We start from the raw sequence: 23,325 nt of genomic DNA on the forward strand, positions 1-23,325 counted from the left end.
TTTTCAAAGCAATGAATGAAAATATTTTGTACCTTTCTTACGACGGCTTGACAGATGCACTCGGACAATCGCAAATTTTACCCTATCTCGTAGGGCTAAGCCAAAAGTTTGGCTATCACTTTACGATTATTTCCGCTGAAAAAAAAGAAAATTTTAATAGCAAAAAACAACTGATTGAAAGCCAAATCAAGGATTTGCCTATTACGTGGAAACCCATTTTTTACCATAAAAAACCACCAGTGTTTTCTACGCTTTGGGATTTGTGGACTATGTATCGGAAAGCGATAGCTTTGCATAAAGAAAAAAACTTTCGTTTGGTGCATTGCAGAAGCTACCTAACTGCCCTAATTGGCGAAAAATTTACCAACCGCTTTCAAGTTCCTTTTCTTTTTGATATGCGTGGATTTTGGGCAGATGAACGCTTGGACGGCAACCTATGGAGCTTGAAAAGTCCGCTTTACCGAAAAATTTATCATTTTTTCAAAGAAAAGGAAAAAGACTTTCTGCGAAAAGCTACCCATACAATTTCGCTTACACACAATGCCAAAAATGAAATTCTTTCTTGGAAAGGTTTTGAAAAAATGCCCATATCGGTTATTCCTTGTTGTGTAGATACTGATTTGTTTTGCCAAAATGAAAAAATAACCAATCCGAAAAAAGAGATGCTTACCATTTCGTATTTAGGCTCTATTGGTACGTGGTATTTGCTAAAAGAAATGCTTATTTTTTTCAAAATGCTTTTGCAAAGTTATCCCAAGGCAAAATTTTCATTTATTACAGCCGAAAATCCGCAAATTATTTTACAAGAAGCAGAAAAACTAAATTTGCCACTTACGCAGATAGAAATTCGCAAAGCAGAGCGGCGAGAAGTTCCTGCTCTTATAGCAGAAAGTCAGCTTTCGATTTTTTTTATCAAAGATAGTTACTCCAAAAAAGCCTCTTCGGCGACAAAAATGGCTGAAATTTTGGCAATGGGTGTGCCTGTAATTACCAATAATATTGGCGACAATGCTTTTTTGTTTGAAAAGTACAATTATGGCTATCTTTTAGAGGATTTAAGCCCTGAAAGTATGCAAAAAGCGATAGCTTACATTCCAGAGCTATTACAAAAATCTGCGGAAAGTTTGCGGGCTATTGCCAAAGACTATTTTGCATTGGAAAAGGGGATTGCTGAATATCAGAAGGTTTATGAAAAAATTTTACACCAAGATTAAAGAAAAAAGTTTGTATCAAAATCTACGCTCAAAACCGATATTGATGACATACTCTCGTCCCAATCCGTCTGGATTTCGGTCTTTGACGGTAAGTTTTTTGCCATACAAAAATTTAATAGCAGAGTTTGCTGATAGGCGATAGTTCGCTCCTATTAAGCCATTGAGCGTAAGTCCTTTACTGCCCACAATTCTAAAACGCTCTCCTTTGAAGTTGGTGGCTTCATCATCTTGGAGGCGGTAGATGGCTAAAAGTCCTGCGTGAGCATTGAAACGGCTAATTCTAAAATTTCTTTCAAGGCGAGCCATTACGTCTGGCGAACGCATTAGTTCTTTGGAGTTGGCGTAGGAGTTGGCTTGACTGAAATATTCTGTGCCATCAAAAGAATTATGAGCTTCGCCATCTAATACATAACGCAAAAACTGATTGCGAGTTCGGTTAAAAGCCTGTTGGTATCCTGTGGCAAAAAGCCAATTTTTGTAAATAATACCCATTCCTACTACCAAATCGTAAGTTCCCAAACTGCTCTGATAATAGCTGGGCAAGGGAATACCCTTGTAAGAGAGGTTATTGCCGTTGGTAGGGATTTTTCCACCCAAGGTAAAATTGATGTTCCAATCCTGACTTTGCAACAAATTTCGGGTAAAGCTCAAAGAAATATCTCCCAAGCCGTGGGTAGTGGGTAGTTGGTTAAATATGAAAGTATAGGGTAATTTGAAATGAAAACTTGTTTTAGAGGCTATTGGTAAATCTACATCTATAATGTAGGAAAGATACATATCGCCGAAGCGAGTAAAGGCATAATGTTGGGTAAATTCCAAAGAATTGAGTTTGAGTTTTAAGATTTTGCTCTTGTGTTGGTCGGGACGCATAGCTCCCATAGTACAAAAACCTGCATCACTACAACCTTGTGAGGTGGCTTGAAAAGCCATCCAAAAAAATAGAAGGGTAGAAAAAGTTGTTTTCATAATCGTAAGTTTTTTAGGATAAAAGACTACATCAATAAAAAAATGATTTTTAATCCTGCTAATCTTGTAAGTTCTTTTTTTCATCTTGGTATAAAAAAGTACGCACCAGATTAGTGCGTACTTGGAAATAGTTTTTATTTTTTACCCATAAGGTTTAGTGCCGAACCCGCTTTGAACCATTCTATTTGCTGGGCATTGTAGCTATGTTTGGCTTTGATTTCTTCTTTTGAGCCGTCTTTATGATGAAGTACAATAGTAAGTGGCACACCTTCGGTAAAGGTAGTGAGTCCCAGAATATCAATGGTATCATCTTCTTGAATTTTGTCGTAGTCGGCGGGGTTTTCAAAAGTAAGGGCAAGCATACCTTGCTTTTTGAGGTTGGTTTCGTGAATACGAGCAAAAGATTTTACCAAAATAGCCCTTACACCCAAATGACGAGGCTCCATAGCGGCGTGTTCGCGTGAAGAGCCTTCTCCGTAGTTTTCATCTCCTACCACAATAGAACCAATACCTGCGGCTTTATAGGCTCTTTGTACTTTGGGAACTTCATCATATTGCCCCGTAAGCTGATTTTTTACCTTATTGGTTTCTCCATTGAAGGCATTGACAGCACCGATAAGCAAATTGTTGGAAATATTATCCAAATGCCCACGATATTTGAGCCAAGGACCTGCCATTGAGATATGGTCGGTAGTACATTTTCCTTTGGCTTTGATAAGCACTTTCAAGCCTTTCAGGTCGGTACCTTCCCAAGCGGGGAAAGGTTGAAGCAACTGCAATCTTTCGGAAGTAGGAGAAACAATTACTTCTACTTTGCTACCATCTTCGGCAGGAGCAATGTAGCCTGCATCTTCTACGGCAAAACCTTTGCTGGGCAGTTCTACACCTTGGGGTTCATCAAGTTTTACTTGTTCGCCGTTTTCGTTGGTGAGCGTATCGGTGATAGGGTTGAAAGTCAAATCTCCTGCAATAGCAAAGGCTGTTACAATTTCAGGGGAAGCTACAAAAGCGTGTGTAGAGGCATAGCCATCGTTACGAGCTTTGAAATTGCGATTGAAAGAAGTAATGATAGAATTTTTGCGATTGGGGTCGTCAATATGCCTTGACCACTGCCCTATGCAAGGACCGCAAGCATTGGCAAGCACTACGCCTCCCATTTTATCAAACAAATCCAGAAGCCCGTCTCTTTCGGCGGTATAGCGAACTTGCTCGGAGCCGGGGGTTATGGTAAATTCGGCTTTGGCTTTTAGTTTTTTATCTACGGCTTGCTTGGCAAGCGAAGCGGCACGGGTGAGGTCTTCGTAAGAAGAGTTGGTGCAAGAGCCAATCAGACCGACTTCTAATTTGGCAGGCCAATTGTTTTCTTTTACTGCTTGGGCAAATTTAGAGAGAGGCCAAGCCAAATCAGGCGTAAAAGGTCCGTTGATGTGTGGTTCAAGCTCCGAAAGATTGATTTCTATGATTTGGTCGTAGTATTTTTCAGGGTTTGCGTATACTTCGGGGTCAGGGCGTAGATACTCGCGAATTTTATCGGCTTCGGCGGCAACATCTGCTCTGCCTGTGGATTGCAGATAGGCTTTCATTTTATCATCATAGGCAAAAATAGAGGTAGTTGCCCCAATTTCAGCACCCATATTACAGATAGTGCCTTTTCCTGTACAAGAAAGGGAATCAGCTCCTTCGCCAAAATATTCTACAATCGCATCAGTTCCACCTTTTACGGTCAGGATACCTGCTACTTTCAAAATAACATCTTTGGCGGAAGTCCAGCCACTCATTTTGCCAGTAAGTTTTACGCCAATCAGTTTAGGCATTTTAAGTTCCCAAGGCATACCTGCCATTACATCAACGGCATCGGCACCGCCTACGCCAATGGCAATCATACCCAAACCGCCTGCATTGGGTGTATGGGAGTCTGTGCCTATCATCATACCGCCAGGAAAAGCGTAATTTTCAAGCACTACTTGGTGTATAATTCCCGCACCGGGTTTCCAGAAGCCGATACCATATTTATTAGATACAGATGCTAAAAAGTCATAAACCTCTTTATTTTTGCCCATAGCCTCTTCTAAATCGGCTTTTGCCCCAACTTTTGCCTGAATGAGGTGGTCGCAATGCACCGTAGAAGGAACAGCTACTTTATTTCTACCTGCGGTCATAAATTGTAAAAGAGCCATTTGGGCGGTAGCATCTTGCATTGCTACGCGGTCGGGGGCGAAATCTACATAGGATTTTCCTCGTTCAAAAGCCTGCTTTACAGGATTTTCGTAAAGATGAGCATACAAAATTTTTTCTGCCAGTGTCATAGGACGACCAAGCACTTTGCGAGCCGCCTCTACACGCTCGGGCATACGAGCATACACCGATTTAATCATTTCAAAATCAAAAGCCATAGCAAATTATATTTTTTTGATGATACGAAAAAAACAAACAAATCTACAAAAAAATGCCTTTCGGAAAATACTTTCCTTGCTTTTTTGGTTATTTAGAAATTTTCTAAACAACCCTACTGCTTTTTTTCTTATCTTTGCACGCAAAACACAAAAACTATTGACTAATGCGTTGGACACTCACGATATTTTTGATAATTTCTTTTAATTTCCTTTTTGCCCAGCCTCCTAAAAAAGAACAAAAATACAAACAGAACAAACTGCAAATTCGTAATCAGAATCAGAAGCAAAAACAGCAAGTCAAGCAAGAAATCCCCAAAGATACCTTGCAGAAAAGTGTGGTAGAAAATTTGGATACGCTGAAAAAGCAGGCTATTCCGTTCAATCCGATACGTGAGCCCAAACCACCTGCCGAACCACGTTTTGATGATGATACTGCTGAAATTTCGGTGGTGCGTGTTTCTGAATACTTGCAAATAGATTGTGTTTGGGTAAAATCTGCTGAATACTACAAGACTTGGAGTTCGGTGCATATCAATCCTTATCGCCGAGATGCTTCTGCCTTCAAAGATACCATTCATCTTACTTTATATGATGAAGTAAAAGGGCAATATTGGGCAAAACCTCTCGATGACCTCCTGCTTACCTCGCCTTTTGGCTATCGTTGGGGGCGTATGCACCAAGGCATTGACCTGAACCTGCGAACAGGAACGCCTATTTATAGTGTTTTTGATGGCATTGTACGCATAGCCACCGCAGGGCACGGCTATGGCTATCACGTTGTAGTTCGGCACGCCAACGGATTGGAAACGCTTTATGCCCATATGAGTAAATTGAGCGTACAGGTAGGGCAGGTTGTAAAGGCAGGAGAGCTATTAGGGCTGGGTGGCTCTACGGGTTGGAGTACAGGTCCGCATCTGCATTTGGAGGTGCTTTATGCAGGAAATGCTTTCAATCCTTTGCTTATTTTTGAAGTAAATCCGAAGTCTGATGTGCCTTTTGTGCGTTCCAAATACTTTGCTCTTACGCCTGCTCATTTTAGGCATATCAATACCGTTGTCAAGCGTGAGTATTTTCACATTGTAAAAGCAGGCGAAACATTGCAAAGTATAGCCAAAAAATATGGCTTGGCTGTAAATTACTTGGCGGTGGTCAATCGTATTTCGGTAAATACCAAGCTCAGACCAGGGCAAAGAATACGCTTGCGTTGAAGCTATTTATAGAATACGCGAAGTTTGATTTCAGTCAGTTTTCTTTTAGAATCCAAAGAAAAATCTGCTTTCTGAAACCAGTCGTAGTAGTTGGGTTCATTTTTAAGCACTTCTTCTACGAGCTTTCCTTTGTGTTTGCCGATATTGAACACTTCTTTTCCTTCGTCGTTGTAAATCATTGTTCCTGCAAAATCTACGACTTTTTTGGCAGTAAGTTCGTGCAGGGCGTCCATATCGTTACGGATAGGCTCTATTTCGCCACCTGTTTTCTTATCTTTGATTTTTTTGCCCGCGTACAAATCAATTTGAGCTTGTAAAACTTCAAAAGTAGCCTGTACATCTGCTTGGGCAGTATGAGCGTTTTCCAATGTTTTTCCGCAATAAAACTTATAGGCGGCACTCAAATCGCGAGGCTCCATCAGGTGGAAAATTCTTTGGGCATCAATAAAACGTCTATTTTTCAAAGAGAAATCAACGCCTGCTCGCAAAAACTCTTCCACGAGCAAAGGAATATCAAAGCCGAGAATATTAAATCCTGCAAAATCTGTACCTTCTAAAAAATTAGCGAGTTCTTTGGCTACTTGTTTGAAAGTAGGAGCGTCTTTTACATCTTCGTCGTAAATGCCGTGAAAAACACTGCTTTCGGGTGGTATAGGCATTTCGGGATTTATTTTTTGCACTCGCCATTCAGAAGTACCATTCGGAAAAACTTTCAAAAAGGCATATTCTACAATTCTATCTTTGGCAAAATTTGTTCCTGTGGTTTCCAAATCAAAAAAAACCAAAGGCTTTTTGAGGGCTAAATTCATATTTCGGAGTATCTTGGGTAGTTGAAGCGATAAATCAATTTAAGATTTTTGCATACGTATTTTTATTGAGCAATCACTTCCTCTGCCATTTGTTTGAGCGACAAATTATCAAAATTGCCCGAACTCATTAGGAGCAGGGAGGTATTGGCATAATTTTGGGATTTAAGAAAATCAGCTAATTTTCTGCTATCCTCAAAAACTTGCAGGTTGGGCACATCAAAGGCAGTTCTGATATCCTCGGCACTGATAGGGGGCAGTTTTTTGTGTTCTACTACCTTCGGATTGAAATACACCACAGGCAAATCAGCGTGTTTGAGCGAGCCTTTGTATTGGGGTAAAAAGTTCTTGTTCAAACTGCTGAAAGTATGCAACTCCAAACAAGCAATGAGTTTGCGTTCGGGATAAAGACTTTTAACGGCTTTGGTAGTAGCTTTTACTTTGGAAGGTGCGTGGGCAAAATCTTTGAAAATATGTGTTTTTTCGTTTTTGGCAAGCGTTTCCAAACGATTTGCCGCCCCTCTGAAGCTCTGAATAGCCTCATAAAATTTACTTTCGCTGATAAAAAGCCTTTCACAAACTGCCTTTGCTCCGCTGATATTTTTCATATTATGCTCACCAAAAACAAGCACAGGTATTTCTTTACCTTCTTTGGTAATCAGATAAGTTTGCCCGTTTTTTACCTTGTGGGGGTGTGTTTGGTAGGGAATGTTGGCAACATCGGGGCGTTCTTTTTCGCATAGGAAATTGCCCAAATAATCATCACTATCATAAATGATAGCTCCTCCTTTGGGTGTAGCGTCTGCAAATTTTTCAAATTGCCTTACATAGTCGTTTTCAGTTTCATAAATGTTGATATGGTCCCAAGCTACGCCACTTACCAAGCCGATATGGTGTTTGTAATAAGAAAATTTAGGTTTGGGAGCGGTGGGTCCTGCGGGGTATTCATCGCCTTCAATGATGATGAGCGGAGCATCTTCGGTGAGTTTGACGGTGTATTCAAAACCTTCTACCATTGCTCCCACCAGATAGTCAAAGTTGCGATGGTGATATTTGAGAACGTGCATTACCATTGCTGTAATGGTAGTTTTGCCGTGGCTACCTGCAATTACTACCCTATGTTTATCAATGCTATGCAAATACACATATTCGGCATACGAATAAATCGGAATTTCTAACTCACGAGCTTTGATGAGTTCGGGATTATCTTTGCGGGCGTGCATACCCACAATGATAGCCTCGAGAGAAGTATCAATTTTTTCGGGAAACCAACCCATTTCAGCAGGCAATAAGCCTGCTTTTTCTAAACGTGAGCGTGAAGGCTCATAAATTTCATCATCAGAACCTGTAATTTGGTAGCCTTGCTTCTGTAATGTAAGAGCCAAATTGTGCATTACACTACCGCCAATTGCTATGAAGTGTATTTTTTTGCTTTGCATTGAACTCAAATTTTTGGACAGCTTTACAAAATCTTGCAAATATACATAGCAAATTCAAGTTTTCGCTATGATTTGAATTTTTTTTTGTAAGCAAGCTAATTTCATTTTTTATTTCAAAGCGAATTTGTAATTTGGCAAACCAAAATATATGCTTATATGGGAATTTCAGAGCGTAAGCAAAGAGAAAAAGAGGCTATCAGGAATAAAATCTTGGAAACTGCCTATCAGATTTTCTTGGAAAAAGGCTACGATGGCACAAGTATCCGTACCATTTCCGATGCCATTGAATATAGCCCTGCTACTATTTATCTGTATTTCAAAGACAAAAACGATATTTTCATACAATTGCAAAACAAAGCCTTTGATTTGCTTTATGAAAAATTGGAGGCTACCAAAACAATTGTTCAGCCTTTTGAACGCTTGCTTGCCGTAGGAAAAGTGTATCTGAACTTTGCTTTTGATAATCCCCAATATTATGACCTAATGTTTATTGATAACGCACATTTGCAAGCCTTCAAAGATGAAAGCACCGCTTGGAAAAGAGGGCATCAGCTCTATAAAACCATAGAAGAAATTGTAGAAGCCTGCTTGGTTGCCAAGCAAATCAAGGGTGAAGACTACAAAGTAGTAGCTTTTGTCTTTTGGTCTTACATACACGGGCAGTGTGCTTTACTTATTCGTAAAAGATTGAATACCAGCGATAAGCAAACTCTAAAATATCTCATTAGTAGTTCTTTTGAATTTGTAACCAAATTGCTAAAAGCAGAATGAAAACGCCTATTGTAGCTCCGTCTATTTTGGCGGCAGATTTTGCCAATTTGCAAAAAGAAGTAGAAATGCTCAATGCCAGCCAAGCCGATTGGATACATCTGGATATTATGGACGGCTTGTTTGTACCCAATATTTCCTTTGGTATGCCTGTATGCAAAGCTATTCGTAAGTACGCTAAAAAGCCTCTGGATTACCACCTGATGATAGAGAAGCCCGAACGATACGTAAAAGAATTCAAAGATTTAGGGGCTTCGGTAATTTCGGTACATTTAGAGGCTTGTCCGCATCTGCATCGTAATATTCAGCAAATCAAGAGTTTGGGCTGTAAGGCAGGTGTAGCTATCAACCCGCACACAGCGGTAAGTTTGTTGGAGCCAATTATTCAAGAAATTGATTTGGTTTGTCTGATGTCGGTAAATCCGGGTTTTGGTGGGCAGATGTTTATTGAAAGCACTTTTGAAAAAGTAAAAGCCTTACGAAACCTTATTGATAGCAAAAAGGCTCATACCCTCATTGAAATTGATGGGGGAGTGAGCAGTGCCAATGCCAAAGAACTTGTTCAGGCAGGGGCAGATGTGCTGGTTGCGGGAAGTTTTGTATTCAATGCTACCAACCCTCATCAAGTTATTGAGGATTTGAAACGACTTGATTGAGCCTTACGGAAAAAGCATAAGGTTTTTTCTCAAAAAGTGGCTTGGTTTTTGCCCAAGTAGTGCGAAAAAGTTCGGAGTTACGATAATTTTCCAAATGTGCTTCACTTTCCCAATGGCTATAAGTGCAAAAAACATTTGGGAAATTAGCATCTTGCCATAATTCCAGATGCTTGCAACCTGCAAAGTGGCGGATAAGATGCTTAGAATTTTCAAAAACTTCTAAAAAATCTTGCACCTTATCTGCCTGAAAATACATTCTGACTATACGGATAAGCATAAAACTTGCAAAATCAGACTTTCAAACTCTCTGCTAACTCGCTTTTATAGGCTTGACGAGGTTTGAGGTTAAGAACTTGGAACATTTCTTGGTCTGAAACGTAATCGGGGTTAGGGGTAGTGAGCAGTTTGTCGCCTGCAAATATAGAGTTAGCCCCTGCCAAAAAGCATAAAGCCTGTTCTTCTACACTCATACGCACTCTGCCCGCTGAAAGGCGTACCATTGCTTTGGGCATTAGAATTCGGGCGGTGGCAATCATTCGTACCATTTCCCAAACCGAAACTTTGGGCTGATTTTCCAGAGGCGTACCAGCTACGGGTACAAGAGCATTTACAGGTACCGATTCGGGGTGTTGGGGCAAAGTGGAAAGCGTGTAAAGCATACTTATTCTATCCTCAACGCTTTCGCCCATTCCTATAATTCCACCTGAACATACCGATATTTTTGCTTTGTTGGCATTGGCAATTGTATTGAGGCGGTCTTGGTAGGTGCGTGTAGAAATAATTTCATCATAAAATTCTTCGCTGGTATCCAAATTGTGGTTGTAGGCATATAAACCTGCTTCTTTGAGTTTGAGAGCTTGCTCTTCGGTAAGCATACCCAAGGTACAGCATACTTCCAAACCCATTTGGGCTACTCCTTTTACCATTTCCAATACTTTATCAAAATCTCGGTTGTTGCGAACTTCACGCCAAGCCGCTCCCATACAAAAGCGTGTGCTACCTGCTTCTTTGGCTTCTAAGGCTTTTTGCAGTACGGTTTGCACGTCTAAAAGTTTTTCTACTTTTATATCGGTATGGTAGCGTGCCGCTTGTGGGCAATAGGCACAATCTTCGGGACAGCCCCCCGTTTTGATAGAAAGTAGAGTACAAACCTGCACTTCATTAGGCTCGTGATATTGCCTATGAATGGTTGCGGCTTGATAAATTAGGTCTAAAATGGGTTTATGATAAATGGCTGAAATTTCTTCTTTTGTCCAATCGTTACGTATCATTGTAGTAAGTTTTTTTAGGTAAAAAGCTAAATTTTACTTTATTTTGGGCAAGCAAATTGCTAATAGTTTTGCAAAAAAACAAATGGAAACTTCAAAAAAGCCTTTTTGGCGGCAAGTAGTGGTAGATAAGCCCTATTTTTGGGCGGTAGCTTTGTTGTTTTGGGTACTGGCAGGAATAAGTTTGCTATTGTTTTCTAAAAGTCAAATACATCTTACGCTCAATCGTTGGCATACAACTTTTGGGGACTGGCTTTTTCCTAAAATCACTTACTTGGGCGAGGCAAGTGTATATGTTGCAATGGGACTGATTTTTCTTTACAAACGGCATTTTCTTAAATTTGGGGCTATGCTCATTGCCGTTGCTTTGCACGTAGCCATTGTGCAGTTGCTTAAAAATTTTTTGTTTGAGGCACAGCCACGTCCTAAAAATTTTTTTGAGGGAATAGCCTCGCTAAACTTTGTAGAAGGGGTAGAGGTTCATTCTTATATGAGCTTTCCTTCGGGGCATACGGCTACGGCTTTCTCGGCTTTCGCCTTAGTAGCCTTTTTCCACAAACACCCTCTTTGGCAAATAATGGCAATACTTGCCGCAATATCCGTAGGCTTTTCAAGAATGTATCTTCAACAACATTTTTTGATAGATGTTTTTGTAGGCTCGTGGATTGGCACGATTTCTGCTCTTATTGCTTACAACTGGTTTAACATACAGAATAGAAAAACCTTACAAAAATTGTAAGGTCTTTCCCTAACCAAAATTATGAAAAAACAACTTCTGCAAAAGCTACGGCAATTTTTGCCGTAGCCTTTTACTTTATTAACGCAAAAAAATAAAAAATGTTGCAACAATTGTATAATTATTTTGAAAAAATCTAAATAAATTTTTTCAAAATCCTGAAAATCACATTTCTAACTCTTTACCTCTATTTTCAAGCATTTTTTTTCGGAGTTTCTTTTTGAGTTCCAAGCCCGAACTATCCGTGGGAGCTTTGATAGGGTTGGGTAAGGAGTTTGTTTTCTTTTGGCTGGCATCCATAGGTTTTCCCAAATTGTGAGTGCTTTCCCGATATACCAAGCTATCTACTACTACGGCATAAATTTTTTCAAACTCGGCAATGTTTTCAAGATAGTAGGCATAGCTTTGGTAATAAGTGGCGGAATCAATTTGGTGTTTTTGAAAAACTTTTCGCTCAAAAGCCTTATTGAGAAAGTAGGCAGAGTCGGGTGTGCTGACCAAATTAGGCACTTGCGATTCGGCTAAATGAATATCAATGAGAATTTGAATCATTTTATCAGGGGCAATAGGAGGCGGTAATTGTTTGGATTCGTTTTGGCAAGCAGTTATTCCCCAAAGCCACCCAAAAGCCACCAAAAACTTACTTCCTACACTTTTGCAAAAATTTATCAAAGAATTTTTCATAGCCCAAAGAATTATATCCAAATTTTGTCGCTAAATTAGCACATTGCCAAAACTTTGCCAACAATGCAAGAAATTTTAAGCAAACTTCGCAAATATGAAATTCAAATCCGAAAGGCTGTAAATACCTATATGCAAGGAGATTTTCATTCTATATTCAAGGGTTCGGGTTTGGAGTTTTCTGATGTACGCGATTATCTGTACGGAGATGATGTCCGCCGAATAGATTGGAACGTAAGTGCCAAAGGACAAGGGATTTTCGTAAAGGAATTTCAAGAAGAAAAAGAGCAAACGGTTTTTTTTGTACTTGATGTGAGTGCTTCACAAGAAATTGGTTTTCAGAAAAATAAAATAAGTTTGGCGTATGAAATTGCAGGGGTACTGGCACTTTCGGCGGCAAAAGAAAAAAACGATATAGGGCTGATTTGCTTTTCTAGCCAAAAAGAGCGTTATATGAAGCCTCAGAAAGGCGAAAAATATGCCTATGAAATGATTTTCAACCTTTTCAAGCTCAAACCACAATCTTCCCAAACCGACCTTGCTCAAATGATTATCTACACACTTCAAACCCTGAAACGCAAAAGTGTAGTTATTCTTATTTCTGATTTTATTGGTGAAAATTATGAACATCATCTCAAAGCCCTTGCTCAAAAACACGACCTTGTGATGCTTCATCTTTTTGATAAACAAGAAATTCGCTTGCCTGCTATGGGAATTATTCCTGTATGGGACAAAGAAAGCAAACGCACTATTTGGGTGAATACACACTCGCGAGCTTTTAAGGCTTTACAAAAACCTCGTTTTGAAGGTATTCAAGAAAAATTGCAAGAAATTGCCCTCAAAAACAATGCGAATTATCTTGCAATAAGCACCCAAGAGGACTTTGTACCCAAACTTTTGGAGCTTTTCAAAAAACGAAAACACAATCTGAAAAAGAGATACACCAAAACATTTTGAGCTTTAGGAGAGTTTGAAATGTAGAGCTATTTCATTCAAATAGTCGTCTTTCATAAAAATAATTATGCTGATAGCGATGATGTCGCTCAAAGCGACATCATCGCTTAACGTATAAAAGTCATTTTAATTTTGGCATAAACCAATGAAACACATTCTCATTACAGGAGGTACAGGATTGGTAGGGAAAAAACTTACTGAATTACTTTTATCCAAAGGCTATGCTGTTGCTTATTTGAGCCGAAAGAAAAAGCCCTTTCCTTCGGTGAAAGTGTATGAATGGAATATTTATCAGAAAACCATAGAAAAAGAAGCAATTACCGAAGCAGAAGCAATTATTCATTTGGCAGGGGCAGGCGTTGCCGATAAAACTTGGACAGAAAGCTATAAAAAAGAAATCTTAGAAAGCAGAGTACTTTCTACCCAATTACTCTATGAAACTTTGGAGCAAACGCAACATTCAGTAAAATCCTTTATTTCGGCTTCGGCGGTAGGTATTTATGGCTTTGATACAGGCGAGCAGTGGCTTGATGAAAATAGCCCCCACGGCAAGGACTTTTTGGCTGATGTTACAGAAAAATGGGAAACAGAAGTGCAAAAAATAGCTGATTTGGGTGTTAGAACAGCTATTTTACGCATAGGCATTGTGCTTGCCAAAGAGGGCGGGGCTTTGCCTAAACTCTTACAGCCTATTCGTTGGGGTTTGGGGGCGGCTTTGGGCAGTGGAAAGCAATATATGTCTTGGATACACATCAAAGACCTTGCTCAAATGTTTGTTTTTGCATTAGAAAATGAGCATTTGAAAGGGGTGTTCAATGCCGTAGGGAATAAGCCTTGTACGAATGCCGAACTTACCCAAGCCATAGCTCAAACTATTCATAAGCCTCTTTTCTTGCCTAATGTACCAAGTTTTGCTCTCAAGCTAATGGTAGGAGAAATGGCTCAAATGGTTTTGGGGGGCAATCGGGTTTCTAATGAAAAAATATTGCAGGCGGGCTTTCAATATCAGTTTCCCACCTTACAAGAAGCCTTGAAAGATTTGCTAATGCAGTGATCTAATCCGTAGAAGTATCTTTCAGGATATTGTGTCCCATTTTATCGCGTTTGGTTTCTAAATATTTTTGATTGTGGGGGTTAGGCTGAATTTCAATGGGTACGGTTTCAACAATTTCCAGACCGTAGCCCAAAAGTCCTGCTCTTTTTTTGGGATTGTTGGAAATGAGGCGAATTTTAGTAATGCCTAAATCTCGTAAGATTTGAGCTCCTACGCCGTAGTCGCGGGCATCCATCTGAAAGCCGAGAGCCAAATTGGCTTGTACGGTATCTAGCCCTTGCTCTTGCAGTTTGTAGGCTTTGAGTTTATTGATAATCCCTATGCCTCGTCCTTCTTGGTTCATATACAATACAACGCCTTTGCCAGCGGATTCAATCATTAGCATAGCAGTATGTAATTGCGGACCGCAGTCGCAACGACAAGAACCGAAAATATCACCTGTAATGCACGAGGAATGAACACGCACCAGCACGGGTTCATCTTTTTGCCAAGAACCTTTCACTAGAGCAAAGTGAATTTCATCGGTATCAATTTGGCGATAAGCCATCAAATCAAAATCTCCCCAAACCGAAGGAAGTTGTACGCCAATTTCACAATGAATGAGGCTATCGTATTTGAGGCGGTAGGCAATCAAATCGGCAATAGAAATGAGTTTTAAGCCAAATTTATCTGCAATTTTGCGAAGTTGGGGCAAGCGAGCCATTGAGCCATCTTCGTTCATTACTTCAATGAGTACGCCTGCGGGTTTGAAACCTGCCAAGCGAGCCAAATCCACAGAGGCTTCTGTATGTCCTGCACGGCGTAAAACACCGCCTTCACGGGCTTTCAGTGGGTTGATATGTCCGGGTCTGCCTAAATCTTCGGGTTTGGTGTTTTCATCTACCAGAGCCTTGATAGTTCGAGCTCTATCTTGTGCCGAAATACCCGTGGTATTGCCGTGCCCAAGCAAATCCACGGTTACTGTGAAAGCAGTTTTGTGTGGGTCTGTGTTTTGTCCTACCATCAGGTCTAATTTCAGCTCTTCGCATCTTTTTTCGGTGAGAGCTACGCACAAATAGCCGCGAGCCTCTTTGACCATAAAATTGACAATTTCAGGTGTAATGGCTTCGGCGGCACAAATAAAATCGCCTTCATTTTCACGATTTTCATCATCAACCACAATCACAACCTTGCCCTGGCGTAAATCTTCCAAAGCCGCTTCTATGCTATCCAAACGTATGTCCATAACTGATTTTTTAGGAAAACAATTTTAGAAGGCAAAAGTGTTCAAATTTTTTGAAATTCTGAAAAGGATTTTTTGTTTGATAAAAATTTCATAGTTTTGCATAGAAAAATTTCCAAAACACCATTAACCGAATTGATTTGCATTTTTTGCTTGAAAATTAAAATTTCAGGTTGATGAGGTGTTTTTTTGCTTTTCTTTGGTTAAACATTTTGCCTATCAGTATTTATGCCCAAGAAATTGAAAAATTGGGTGCTGATGATTTGAGTAAAAATACTGATTTGTTTGAGCAAATTGTAATTTCGGCAAGTCGTACTGAAAAAAAAGTAGCAGATTTACCTGTCAGTATCTTTGTAGTTACACAGGAACAAATCCAACGAAATGCCTATAAAAGTTTAGTAGATGTGCTGAAAGACGTTGTCGGAGTACGTATTTCAAAGGTAGGAAATGGGCAAGAGGGCGAAACTTTTCTTTTGCAAGGCTTACGAGGCAACTATTATGTCAAAATTCTTCTGAACGGCATACCACTCAACCCTACTACTACTTTGGGTATGCCTATTGCAGAGCAACTTCCAATTCAGCAGGCGGAGCGAATAGAAATTATATTTGGGGCGGCTTCTGCTATTTACGGAGCCGATGCCCTTGCGGGAGTTATCAATATTGTTACACAAAATCCCCAAGATAATACTTTTTTTCAAGCAGGTATTACGGCAGGACAATTTGGTTACAATCATTTTCATTTCTTGGCGGGTAGTAGCATAGAAGTTGGTAAAGAAAATCCTCAATCTTTACAATATACTTTGATGGGGAACTTTTCACAGCAAAATGACCTGAACTTACCACTAGATAGTCCCGTGTGGAATCCTCAAAACTATAACTCTGATTTTGCAAGTGGAATACCTATCTATACCCCCAATTATAGAGGTACAAATACAAGTCCTGAAATCAGAAATTTGCCCAGAATGAGCTATACGTATGGGGTAGATATTCGCTACAAAGATATAACGCTTTCTTTTACAGAAATGTATAGAAAAGACCATAGCTCTTTGGGGCAAAGCACGGCTTCTTATTTCTACTATGACCCCGAAACATTCTATGGAGAACGAATTAGAAGATATGCGGCGATTTATACCAAAAACTTTGATAAAATTTCTTTACTCACCAATATTTCTCTGCTAAATTATCGTTTGGATAAACAAAGTTCTTTTGCTTTGGTGTTTGAAGGTGGGGATAAAGGAAGGCAGTACAAATACGCCGCTTCTGATGATTTATTTGCTGAGCAACTTTTTACCTATCGTTGGAATGATAAGTTTGAAACTACTGCGGGGGTTTCTTATCAATTTTCGGGAAATTTGCCCAAAACAAACGACTTGCCTGTTCCTTTCAATCCGCAAAATTACCGACCTTTTGCAACAGAGGTGCCTGTTTCCGACACACTATTTGGTAAATTTGGTTACAACCCGATTGTTTTTTCCAATCTGGGGGCTTTTGTACAGGGCTATTACAACAATAGCAAATTTTCGGCAATCGTAGGGCTTCGTTACGATAAGCAATCCATTTACGGCGATAGCTTCAATCCTCGTTTGGCTTTGCTTTACAAGTTCAATGCTTTACATTCTTTGCAAATAGCGGTAGGCAGGGCTTTCAAAGCACCGACTACCAATAATAGCTACACTTCCATAGCGGTTCCTGTGGGGGGAACTAACATTTTATATTTAGGTATCCCTAACCCCGACTTGCAAGCAGAGCTATCTACTAACTTCAATATCAGTTGGCGTGGAAATTGGCAAAAAAAGTTTTATACCGAATTGAATTTTTTTCAGAATAATATAAAAGGTTTGATAGATGTTTTTCAAGTTCCGATAGATGCTTCACTGTATCCCAATGCGGTGAATTCTACTGCGTCTTCATATAGGAACAATCCTAATGCTTTTGCTTTAATTCGGGGTGTGCAGGCGGCTATTCGCTTCAAAGAAATAGGAAAAGCAAAAATGGCATCAGATTTGTTCCTTACCTACTCGCAAGGCGAAGAATTACTGCCTGTAAGTGAGGAAAAAATAAATACTTTTCGGGAAATGCCTACTTGGCTTATTCAATGGAATATCTCTTTCAAACCTACTGAAAAGTGGTATCTTATGTTTCGCAATGTGTTGGCAAGTAGCTGGTATTCGCGTGATATTGGTAGTAAAGCCGACTTTGAAAAGGCTGAAAATTTTATTAGAGGCTATCATACTTTGGATTTTATGACAAGCTATGCTTTACAAAAAAATTTTCAGGCATACTTGCAAATTCAGAATATTCTTGACGTAAGCTATGCGGGTATTAGTGCTTATGGTTCAGGAGATTTGCTCTACAATCCGCAACCCAAGCGAATGATTGTATTTGGCTTGAATTTTAATTTCAGATGAGCCGGTTAGTTTTATTATATTCTCTCTTCTTACTGCTTTTTGGCACTCATCTATCTATGGCACAAGTAGATAGCCTGTTATTTTTGGCTCGTAAGCACAAAGAAACCAAAGAATATGCGACTTCTTTTAAGTATTACTATCTGATTAGCAATATTTTAGAAAGAAAAAAAGATGACGAAAAATTATCCCAAACTTATGCTGAAATAGGATTTTTGCTGAATGAATGGCAAATTCACGAGAAAGCGGCAGAATATTTCCTCAAAGCCCTTGAAATCGCTCAAAAACAAGACAAATTGAAAGCAAAAACAGATTTTCTGCTGATAAAAGTTGCTAAAAGCTACGAAAATGCAGGAAACAATCCCAAAGCCATTTTATACTATGAAAGACTTTTAGAAACGCATAAGATAGCTAAAAATACTACGCAAGAGGTACAAGTTTTGGGCATTTTGGCAAATCTTTACAATCAGGAAGGTAAGTTTCAGAAAGCCTTAGAGCTAAACCAGAAAGCTCTTGAAAATTATGAGCGAAGTCAGGATAAAGAGGCACAAGCCATAACACTCAATAATTTAGGATTTGGTTACCAAAAATTGGGAAATACGCCACAGGCTATTAGCTATTTTGAAAAGGCTCTTGCTCTCAAAAAAGAATTAAAAATGGAGCAAAACCTTGAATACAGAACAATGCTTTCCAATTTGGCAGTTTTGTATCAGTCGCAGAAAGATTTTGAAAAATCTAAAATCTACCTCAAACAAATTGAGAGTATTCTTCTGCAAACGCCGAATATAGACGAAGCGGAAACGGCGGATTTTTATGACCTGATTGCTAAAACCTATTTTTATAGTGGAGATGCCGATAAGGCTCAAAAATATGCTCACAAAGCTATTGATTTTGGCGAAAAAAGTGGCAATTTGCAAGCGGTACAAAGCTCTTATCAGACGCTTTCGGCGGTTTATGCGAGCCGAAATCTTAATAAAAATGCTTTACAGGCTTACGAAATGCATAAAAAGTTTTCGGATAGCCTTTACAAAGTACGACTAACTTATCAAGAAAATTTGCTCAAAAAACGCAAAATCTCAGATGACATAGAAAGCGAAACGGAACTTTTGCAGGCTCAAAAAGACATTGAAAACTTGGATTTGAAAAATACTATCCTCAATGCTGAAAAGGAATCTCAAAAATATGAATTAGACAAGCAACAGAAAATTATTCAACTCGCAGAATTGGAGCAGGCTCGCTTGCGTGAGCAGGCTCGTGCTAATAGCTTGCTTTTAGAAAAGCAACGCAATGAAGCTATACTTCAAAAACAACAACTTGACCTTGCCCACACGGAAAACCTACTGAAAGAAGCTGAACTAAAAAATGCTAAAATCTATCAGGAAGCCCAAGAAGCTAAACGTAAAGAACAGGAAGCTAAATTTTTACGTGATAAACAGCAACGTGAGCAGGAATTGGAAAGAGAGCGTGAAGCTAAACTCAATCAGGCAAAGCTCTTTATCGCCATAGGGGTAGGTATTTCGGGCATTTTACTGCTTGCTCTTATCGGTTTTTGGGTAAAACAGCGAGATAATAAAAAGCTCAAAATCCAGCAAAATATCATTTTGCAAAATAATGAATTGCTCAAAAAACAACATTTAGAAATACTTGAAAAAAATGATGAACTCAATGCCGCCAATGAAGAATTAAGTGCCGCCGTGGAAACCATCAGCGAGCAAAAAGCCGAAATTGAGCATAAAAATGACGAAATATTGGCAAGTATCAACTACGCACAGCGTATTCAGGACTCAATGTTGCCCGATGAAAATATTTTCCGTGCCTATTTTGAAGAGAGTTTTATTTTGTATTTGCCACGTGATATTGTTTCGGGTGATTTTTACTGGTTGTATACCAATCAGCAATTTGTAATAGTGGCTGTAATGGATTGTACAGGACATGGCGTACCCGGTGCTTTTATGAGCCTTATTGGTAAAACAATGCTGGATAAAATTGTAGGTGAATTAGGCATTTATTCACCTGAAAAAATCTTGTTGGTATTGGATGATTTTGTAAAAAAGGCTATTGCATCGGATAAAAAATTAGTTGATGGAATGGATGGCGTGGTTTTTTGTATTGATAAAAAGCAAAAGAAATTACTTTTTGCAGGAGCAAAGAGCAGTATGCTACTTTTCAAGAATGACGAAATGATGGAACTCAAAGGCGATTATTTTCATATTGCAGGGGCTGAAAATAACGAAGAAGAAAAGACATTCTCGCTTCAATCCTTTGATTTAGACACACCTATTATGTTGTATGCTTATTCTGATGGATACCAAGACCAAATAGGTGGCGAAAGGAATAAAAAATTTATGACAAAAAAATACAAACAACTTCTCACTGATATTCACAAAAAGCCCTGTGCAGAGCAAAAAGAAATACTCAATTGTACTTTCAAAGAGTGGAAAGGATTGATGCAACAAACTGATGATGTACTGGTAATGGGACTGAAAATTAACCCTAAGACTTTCGCATAGAGCTAAACAGCAGTCCGCCCCCACCTGCTACCAAAACCAAAATACTCAAAAGGCTGAAAGCATCCATACTTGCCAGCGATACGTGTAGATTCATAATCACCCCTACAATCAAGAAACCTACTGAAAGAGTGGTTACAATCCAACCTACGGGACTTTTGGCATTGAAAAATAGCATTCCCACCCCCAAAATAAATCCTAAAAAAAGCACCCCTGCGGGTACACCTACATTACCATAACCAAAACGATAAGACATTGAAAAAGAATTGCTTACGTGAATAGATTTCAGCAAAATATAAATCCCTGCCGAAAACATTAGCAAACCTACAAAAAATCGGGAAACAGGCGACATAGACTTTGAGTTTCAAGATACCATTTTACAAATCTCGCAAAAAAAATAAAATCTCAAAATTTATTGAGGATTTTTGCTATCATTACAGAAAATTTCAGCCAATGAAATCATTTCAAAATTTGCTCGTCTTTGCTTTTTTGCTTGTATTTGCCTGCCAAAAAAAGGCGGAAAAAAAACAAACGGAAGATAACTCTCAAATTTCTTTGCCTTTCCGACAAGGTAAATTTTGGGGAATTGCCAATGAAAAAGGAGAAATCATTTCTAAACCCCAGTATGAGTATGTTTGTTTTTCTTATGGCGATACCAATCTGGACTATTTGGCTATTTTTGATAAAGGCAAATGGGGCGTAATAGATAAACGTGGTAAAATCATTTTACCAATACGATTTTGGAGAGTAAATATTTTACCCAAAGCCATTGTAGCAAGCGATACCCCTGATGATAAATTGGCTTTGTACGATTTGCAGGGCAATCTACTATTAGCCCCTGAATACGAGGATATTGGCTTAGTAAAGGCATATCAGCAGCAATGGCACAATCTTTTGCTTATTTCCAAAAATAAAAATTATGGCTTGTACAGCCTTGATGAGAAAAAGATAGTATTACGGGTAGAATACGAATTGCAAAGCATTTCAGTTTCCAACTCAGATGCAGAAGTGTTTGCTTTAGCCAAAAATGCTAAAATAGCTTTGTTTGATACCAAAGGCAAACAGGTTAGCGATTTCAAATATTTTGAGTATGGTGGGGGGACTATTGTAAGCGAGGGTTATGCCAAAGTGCAAAATGAGCAAGGTTTGTGGGGAGTTGTGGATAAAAATGGTATAGAGGTAGTTCCTTGCCGATATAAAAATTTAGGATTAAGTGTTTGCAATAAGATTATTCCATTTGAGGGAAACAATGGTCAATGGGGTTATTTGAATGTGAAAACAGGAAAGGAAATCACCCAACCCGAATACGATAGAGCCAGAAATTTTTCTGATGGATACGGAGAAGTTAGCAAAAATAAAAAAATAGGTTTTGTAGATACAACGGGCAAAATGGTAGTACCTTTAGAATATGAGGGGGCTTTGAATGTGCAAAAAGGCATTTGCTTTTTGATGAAAAACAATGAATGGTTGCCTATTCGTCTTGCCGATAACAAGCCTATCAACAAGGAAAAATATTTAGGTGGCAATTTTGATTTTCAGTATAACTATGGCTATGTTCAGTGCAAATCTGATGATGGTAGTTTTAGACAAGGAGTTATTGATATGAACGGAAATACTATTATCCCTTGCCAAAAGTTGGATTTTGGAATGTATATTTTCGCTCAAAATGCTGTATTGCAAAAAGAAAAGGATAATTTTATAGTTTTTTCATTGCCTTCGGGAAAAGAAATCGTACAATCGGCACAAATGCCCATTATTGAAAAAGATTTTATGGTAGTGTTCCCAAAAGGCAGGTGCCTAATTTTAGATCTGTTAGGAAAGAAAATAGCGGAATTTCCTGCCCAATCTGCCAGCATAGAGCAGGGGTACATTTTGCTATACAAAATGAGTAAAGCCGAAAGTGATGAGGATTTGGGACCCAACCTTGATGAAAGTGGTAATGTAGTTACAAATCTCAAATCACTTTCGGAGCGATATGTACCCGAAACGCAAAAGATAATAGGTTTTATCAGCAAAGAAGGCAGGCAATTCTGGAAAGACTAATGAGCTTTATGTGCGACCTCTCCGATGCTTTTTTGCAAGTATTCAACAAAGTTTTTCAGGGCTTTTTCAAGCAAAAAATAACCTTGTTCAAAATCTTTCATAGAGCCATAGTAGGGGTCGGGTACTTCCAGATTTTTCCCTTCCCAATCGCGTATAAGGTGCAATTGGGCTTTGCTATGCGAAACCTGACTTTGTAGATTTTGTAAATGCTGTAAATTAGATTTATCAGCGGCTAAAATGTAGTCAAACTCCTTGAAATCTTCTTTCCGTACCTGTCTGGCTCTATGGGTGAGGATAATTCCGTTTTTTTCAGCTACTTGGCAAGTTCGGTAGTCGGGTAATTCGCCAATATGATAAGATGATGTACCTGCCGAATCTACAAAAATTTTGTCCTGTAACCCTGCATCCTCTATGAGTTTTTGGAAAATTCCTTCGGCAAGCGGAGAGCGGCAAATATTGCCCAAGCAAACAAACAACACTTTTTTCATTACACTATTCGGTTATTTTCATCAGGAAAAATCATAGTAGGTTTGAACTTTTTGGCTTCCTCAAAAGGCATCAGGGCATAAGCAATAATAATAATGATATCGCCTACTTGCACTTTGCGTGCCGCAGGACCATTCAGGCAAATTACTCCTGAATTGCGTTCGCCCCTGATAACATAAGTTTCCAGCCTTTCGCCATTGTTGATATTAACAATTTGAACTTTTTCGCCTTCAATGATATTCGCCGCCTCCATTAGGGCTTCATCAATCGTGATGCTTCCTACATAATGCAGTTCGGCTTGGGTTACGCGTACGCGATGAATTTTTGATTTGAAAACTTCTATCCACATAAAAAGAGCTATCGGACACTAAAAACAAGATTGCTTGAAAAATTTTTGCAAAGTTAGGAATTTTCTAAATACTGAAAATTGAAATTCGGCGTTTTGTTCGCCTGCGTACAAAATTTGTCCGATTTCGGACAAATTTTAACTTCTTATTCCCAGCGTTCCAAAAATTTTTT

21 protein-coding genes are annotated in these 23,325 nt (G+C 39.0%); 10 read left to right on the plus strand and 11 right to left on the minus strand.

The genetic code is table 11. The annotated features are described in order from the left end of the window. The first annotated feature begins 11 nt into the window (after positions 1 to 11). Entirely contained in the window at positions 12 to 1,214 is a 1,203-nt protein-coding gene (locus tag ACWITO_RS05145) for a glycosyltransferase (RefSeq protein ID WP_448528933.1), read from the plus strand. Positions 1,215 to 1,229: 15 nt separating this feature from the next. Here the strand turns inward: ACWITO_RS05145 and ACWITO_RS05150 are convergent, their stop codons facing one another. Then, positions 1,230 to 2,180 (minus strand): hypothetical protein, encoded by a 951-nt coding sequence (locus ACWITO_RS05150; RefSeq protein ID WP_448528934.1) that lies wholly within the window; start codon positions 2,178 to 2,180, stop codon positions 1,230 to 1,232. A 134-nt stretch (positions 2,181 to 2,314) separates the two neighbouring features. Further along, positions 2,315 to 4,573, minus strand: coding sequence for an aconitate hydratase (locus ACWITO_RS05155; protein ID WP_448528935.1), 2,259 nt, complete (start codon positions 4,571 to 4,573; stop codon positions 2,315 to 2,317). A 164-nt stretch (positions 4,574 to 4,737) separates the two neighbouring features. Here ACWITO_RS05155 and ACWITO_RS05160 point away from each other — a divergent pair, with 164 nt between their 5' ends. Next, entirely contained in the window at positions 4,738 to 5,781 is a 1,044-nt protein-coding gene (locus tag ACWITO_RS05160) for a peptidoglycan DD-metalloendopeptidase family protein (protein ID WP_448528936.1), read from the plus strand. Positions 5,782 to 5,783: 2 nt separating this feature from the next. Here the strand turns inward: ACWITO_RS05160 and ACWITO_RS05165 are convergent, their stop codons facing one another. Together ACWITO_RS05165 and ACWITO_RS05170 are read right to left on the minus strand one after the other, a co-directional pair. After that, positions 5,784 to 6,590 (minus strand): exonuclease domain-containing protein, encoded by an 807-nt coding sequence (locus tag ACWITO_RS05165; RefSeq protein ID WP_448528937.1) that lies wholly within the window; start codon positions 6,588 to 6,590, stop codon positions 5,784 to 5,786. Between the two features lie 62 nt (positions 6,591 to 6,652). Next, positions 6,653 to 8,026 carry a UDP-N-acetylmuramate--L-alanine ligase gene (locus ACWITO_RS05170; RefSeq protein WP_448528938.1) on the minus strand — a complete coding sequence of 458 codons (1,374 nt, stop codon included), beginning with the start codon at positions 8,024 to 8,026 and terminating at the stop codon, positions 6,653 to 6,655. Positions 8,027 to 8,182: 156 nt separating this feature from the next. Between ACWITO_RS05170 and ACWITO_RS05175 the strand changes: the two genes are divergently transcribed. Then, the gene (locus tag ACWITO_RS05175) at positions 8,183 to 8,797 is read left to right on the plus strand and encodes a TetR/AcrR family transcriptional regulator (RefSeq protein WP_448528939.1); all 615 of its coding nucleotides are present in this window, start codon (positions 8,183 to 8,185) and stop codon (positions 8,795 to 8,797) included. Continuing rightward, positions 8,794 to 9,450, plus strand: coding sequence for a ribulose-phosphate 3-epimerase (gene rpe / locus ACWITO_RS05180; protein ID WP_448528940.1), 657 nt, complete (start codon positions 8,794 to 8,796; stop codon positions 9,448 to 9,450). Before ACWITO_RS05175 ends, rpe begins: the two co-directional genes overlap by 4 nt. Here rpe and ACWITO_RS05185 read toward each other — a convergent pair. Both ACWITO_RS05185 and bioB read right to left on the minus strand, forming a co-directional pair. Beyond that, positions 9,422 to 9,727 (minus strand): putative quinol monooxygenase, encoded by a 306-nt coding sequence (locus tag ACWITO_RS05185; protein ID WP_448528941.1) that lies wholly within the window; start codon positions 9,725 to 9,727, stop codon positions 9,422 to 9,424. The two genes, rpe and ACWITO_RS05185, sit on opposite strands and share 29 nt — an antisense overlap. Positions 9,728 to 9,740: 13 nt before the next feature. Next, positions 9,741 to 10,721 (minus strand): biotin synthase BioB, encoded by a 981-nt coding sequence (gene bioB / locus ACWITO_RS05190; RefSeq protein ID WP_448528942.1) that lies wholly within the window; start codon positions 10,719 to 10,721, stop codon positions 9,741 to 9,743. A gap of 82 nt (positions 10,722 to 10,803) precedes the next feature. Between bioB and ACWITO_RS05195 the strand changes: the two genes are divergently transcribed. Beyond that, entirely contained in the window at positions 10,804 to 11,457 is a 654-nt protein-coding gene (locus ACWITO_RS05195) for a phosphatase PAP2 family protein (RefSeq protein ID WP_448528943.1), read from the plus strand. Positions 11,458 to 11,619: 162 nt separating this feature from the next. Here ACWITO_RS05195 and ACWITO_RS05200 read toward each other — a convergent pair whose 3' ends face one another. Beyond that, positions 11,620 to 12,138 carry a DUF4296 domain-containing protein gene (locus tag ACWITO_RS05200; RefSeq protein ID WP_448528944.1) on the minus strand — a complete coding sequence of 173 codons (519 nt, stop codon included), beginning with the start codon at positions 12,136 to 12,138 and terminating at the stop codon, positions 11,620 to 11,622. Positions 12,139 to 12,201: 63 nt separating this feature from the next. Here ACWITO_RS05200 and ACWITO_RS05205 point away from each other — a divergent pair, with 63 nt between their 5' ends. Then, a complete protein-coding gene (locus ACWITO_RS05205) occupies positions 12,202 to 13,092 on the plus strand; it encodes a DUF58 domain-containing protein (RefSeq protein WP_448528945.1) in 891 nt (296 codons plus the stop codon). A 142-nt stretch (positions 13,093 to 13,234) separates the two neighbouring features. Further along, positions 13,235 to 14,143 (plus strand): TIGR01777 family oxidoreductase, encoded by a 909-nt coding sequence (locus ACWITO_RS05210; protein WP_448528946.1) that lies wholly within the window; start codon positions 13,235 to 13,237, stop codon positions 14,141 to 14,143. A gap of 1 nt (position 14,144) precedes the next feature. On the opposite strand, the gene ACWITO_RS05215 is transcribed toward ACWITO_RS05210, so the two are convergent. Continuing rightward, positions 14,145 to 15,368, minus strand: coding sequence for a bifunctional 3,4-dihydroxy-2-butanone-4-phosphate synthase/GTP cyclohydrolase II (locus ACWITO_RS05215; RefSeq protein WP_448528947.1), 1,224 nt, complete (start codon positions 15,366 to 15,368; stop codon positions 14,145 to 14,147). A gap of 173 nt (positions 15,369 to 15,541) precedes the next feature. Between ACWITO_RS05215 and ACWITO_RS05220 the strand changes: the two genes are divergently transcribed. Together ACWITO_RS05220 and ACWITO_RS05225 are read left to right on the plus strand one after the other, a co-directional pair. After that, positions 15,542 to 17,773, plus strand: coding sequence for a TonB-dependent receptor plug domain-containing protein (locus tag ACWITO_RS05220; protein ID WP_448528948.1), 2,232 nt, complete (start codon positions 15,542 to 15,544; stop codon positions 17,771 to 17,773). Next, a complete protein-coding gene (locus ACWITO_RS05225; protein WP_448528949.1) occupies positions 17,770 to 20,280 on the plus strand; it encodes a tetratricopeptide repeat protein in 2,511 nt (836 codons plus the stop codon). Before ACWITO_RS05220 ends, ACWITO_RS05225 begins: the two co-directional genes overlap by 4 nt. Here ACWITO_RS05225 and ACWITO_RS05230 read toward each other — a convergent pair. Then, positions 20,264 to 20,629, minus strand: a complete 366-nt coding sequence (locus ACWITO_RS05230; protein ID WP_448528950.1) for a hypothetical protein — start codon at positions 20,627 to 20,629, stop codon at positions 20,264 to 20,266. The two genes, ACWITO_RS05225 and ACWITO_RS05230, sit on opposite strands and share 17 nt — an antisense overlap. Positions 20,630 to 20,730: 101 nt before the next feature. Between ACWITO_RS05230 and ACWITO_RS05235 the strand changes: the two genes are divergently transcribed. Beyond that, complete coding sequence (locus tag ACWITO_RS05235) at positions 20,731 to 22,320, plus strand: WG repeat-containing protein (RefSeq protein ID WP_448528951.1); 1,590 nt, start codon at positions 20,731 to 20,733, stop codon at positions 22,318 to 22,320. Here ACWITO_RS05235 and ACWITO_RS05240 read toward each other — a convergent pair. Both ACWITO_RS05240 and panD read right to left on the minus strand, forming a co-directional pair. Then, positions 22,317 to 22,808: a low molecular weight protein-tyrosine-phosphatase gene (locus tag ACWITO_RS05240; RefSeq protein ID WP_448528952.1), complete on the minus strand. Its 492-nt coding sequence runs from the start codon at positions 22,806 to 22,808 to the stop codon at positions 22,317 to 22,319. The two genes, ACWITO_RS05235 and ACWITO_RS05240, sit on opposite strands and share 4 nt — an antisense overlap. Then, positions 22,808 to 23,155, minus strand: a complete 348-nt coding sequence (panD, locus tag ACWITO_RS05245; protein WP_101358078.1) for an aspartate 1-decarboxylase — start codon at positions 23,153 to 23,155, stop codon at positions 22,808 to 22,810. The genes ACWITO_RS05240 and panD overlap by 1 nt, the downstream gene beginning before the upstream one ends. Between the last annotated feature and the right edge of the window lie 170 nt (positions 23,156 to 23,325).

This window comes from Raineya sp. (assembly GCF_053497555.1).

Excerpts from the sequence above, each read along its gene's own strand:
- ACWITO_RS05200 (WP_448528944.1), bottom strand. The coding sequence starts at position 12,138 with ATGAAAAATTCTTTGATAAATTTTTGCAAAAGTGTAGGAAGTAAGTTT.
- ACWITO_RS05175 (WP_448528939.1), top strand. The coding sequence starts at position 8,183 with ATGGGAATTTCAGAGCGTAAGCAAAGAGAAAAAGAGGCTATCAGGAAT.
- ACWITO_RS05170 (WP_448528938.1), bottom strand. The coding sequence starts at position 8,026 with ATGCAAAGCAAAAAAATACACTTCATAGCAATTGGCGGTAGTGTAATG.
- ACWITO_RS05210 (WP_448528946.1), top strand. The coding sequence starts at position 13,235 with ATGAAACACATTCTCATTACAGGAGGTACAGGATTGGTAGGGAAAAAA.
- ACWITO_RS05240 (WP_448528952.1), bottom strand. The coding sequence starts at position 22,808 with ATGAAAAAAGTGTTGTTTGTTTGCTTGGGCAATATTTGCCGCTCTCCG.
- bioB (WP_448528942.1), bottom strand. The coding sequence starts at position 10,721 with ATGATACGTAACGATTGGACAAAAGAAGAAATTTCAGCCATTTATCAT.
- ACWITO_RS05220 (WP_448528948.1), top strand. The coding sequence starts at position 15,542 with ATGAGGTGTTTTTTTGCTTTTCTTTGGTTAAACATTTTGCCTATCAGT.
- ACWITO_RS05145 (WP_448528933.1), top strand. The coding sequence starts at position 12 with ATGAATGAAAATATTTTGTACCTTTCTTACGACGGCTTGACAGATGCA.
- panD (WP_101358078.1), bottom strand. The coding sequence starts at position 23,155 with ATGTGGATAGAAGTTTTCAAATCAAAAATTCATCGCGTACGCGTAACC.
- ACWITO_RS05215 (WP_448528947.1), bottom strand. The coding sequence starts at position 15,368 with ATGGACATACGTTTGGATAGCATAGAAGCGGCTTTGGAAGATTTACGC.
- ACWITO_RS05155 (WP_448528935.1), bottom strand. The coding sequence starts at position 4,573 with ATGGCTTTTGATTTTGAAATGATTAAATCGGTGTATGCTCGTATGCCC.
- ACWITO_RS05150 (WP_448528934.1), bottom strand. The coding sequence starts at position 2,180 with ATGAAAACAACTTTTTCTACCCTTCTATTTTTTTGGATGGCTTTTCAA.
- ACWITO_RS05205 (WP_448528945.1), top strand. The coding sequence starts at position 12,202 with ATGCAAGAAATTTTAAGCAAACTTCGCAAATATGAAATTCAAATCCGA.
- ACWITO_RS05235 (WP_448528951.1), top strand. The coding sequence starts at position 20,731 with ATGAAATCATTTCAAAATTTGCTCGTCTTTGCTTTTTTGCTTGTATTT.
- ACWITO_RS05195 (WP_448528943.1), top strand. The coding sequence starts at position 10,804 with ATGGAAACTTCAAAAAAGCCTTTTTGGCGGCAAGTAGTGGTAGATAAG.
- ACWITO_RS05165 (WP_448528937.1), bottom strand. The coding sequence starts at position 6,590 with ATGAATTTAGCCCTCAAAAAGCCTTTGGTTTTTTTTGATTTGGAAACC.
- ACWITO_RS05230 (WP_448528950.1), bottom strand. The coding sequence starts at position 20,629 with ATGTCGCCTGTTTCCCGATTTTTTGTAGGTTTGCTAATGTTTTCGGCA.
- rpe (WP_448528940.1), top strand. The coding sequence starts at position 8,794 with ATGAAAACGCCTATTGTAGCTCCGTCTATTTTGGCGGCAGATTTTGCC.
- ACWITO_RS05185 (WP_448528941.1), bottom strand. The coding sequence starts at position 9,727 with ATGCTTATCCGTATAGTCAGAATGTATTTTCAGGCAGATAAGGTGCAA.
- ACWITO_RS05160 (WP_448528936.1), top strand. The coding sequence starts at position 4,738 with ATGCGTTGGACACTCACGATATTTTTGATAATTTCTTTTAATTTCCTT.
- ACWITO_RS05225 (WP_448528949.1), top strand. The coding sequence starts at position 17,770 with ATGAGCCGGTTAGTTTTATTATATTCTCTCTTCTTACTGCTTTTTGGC.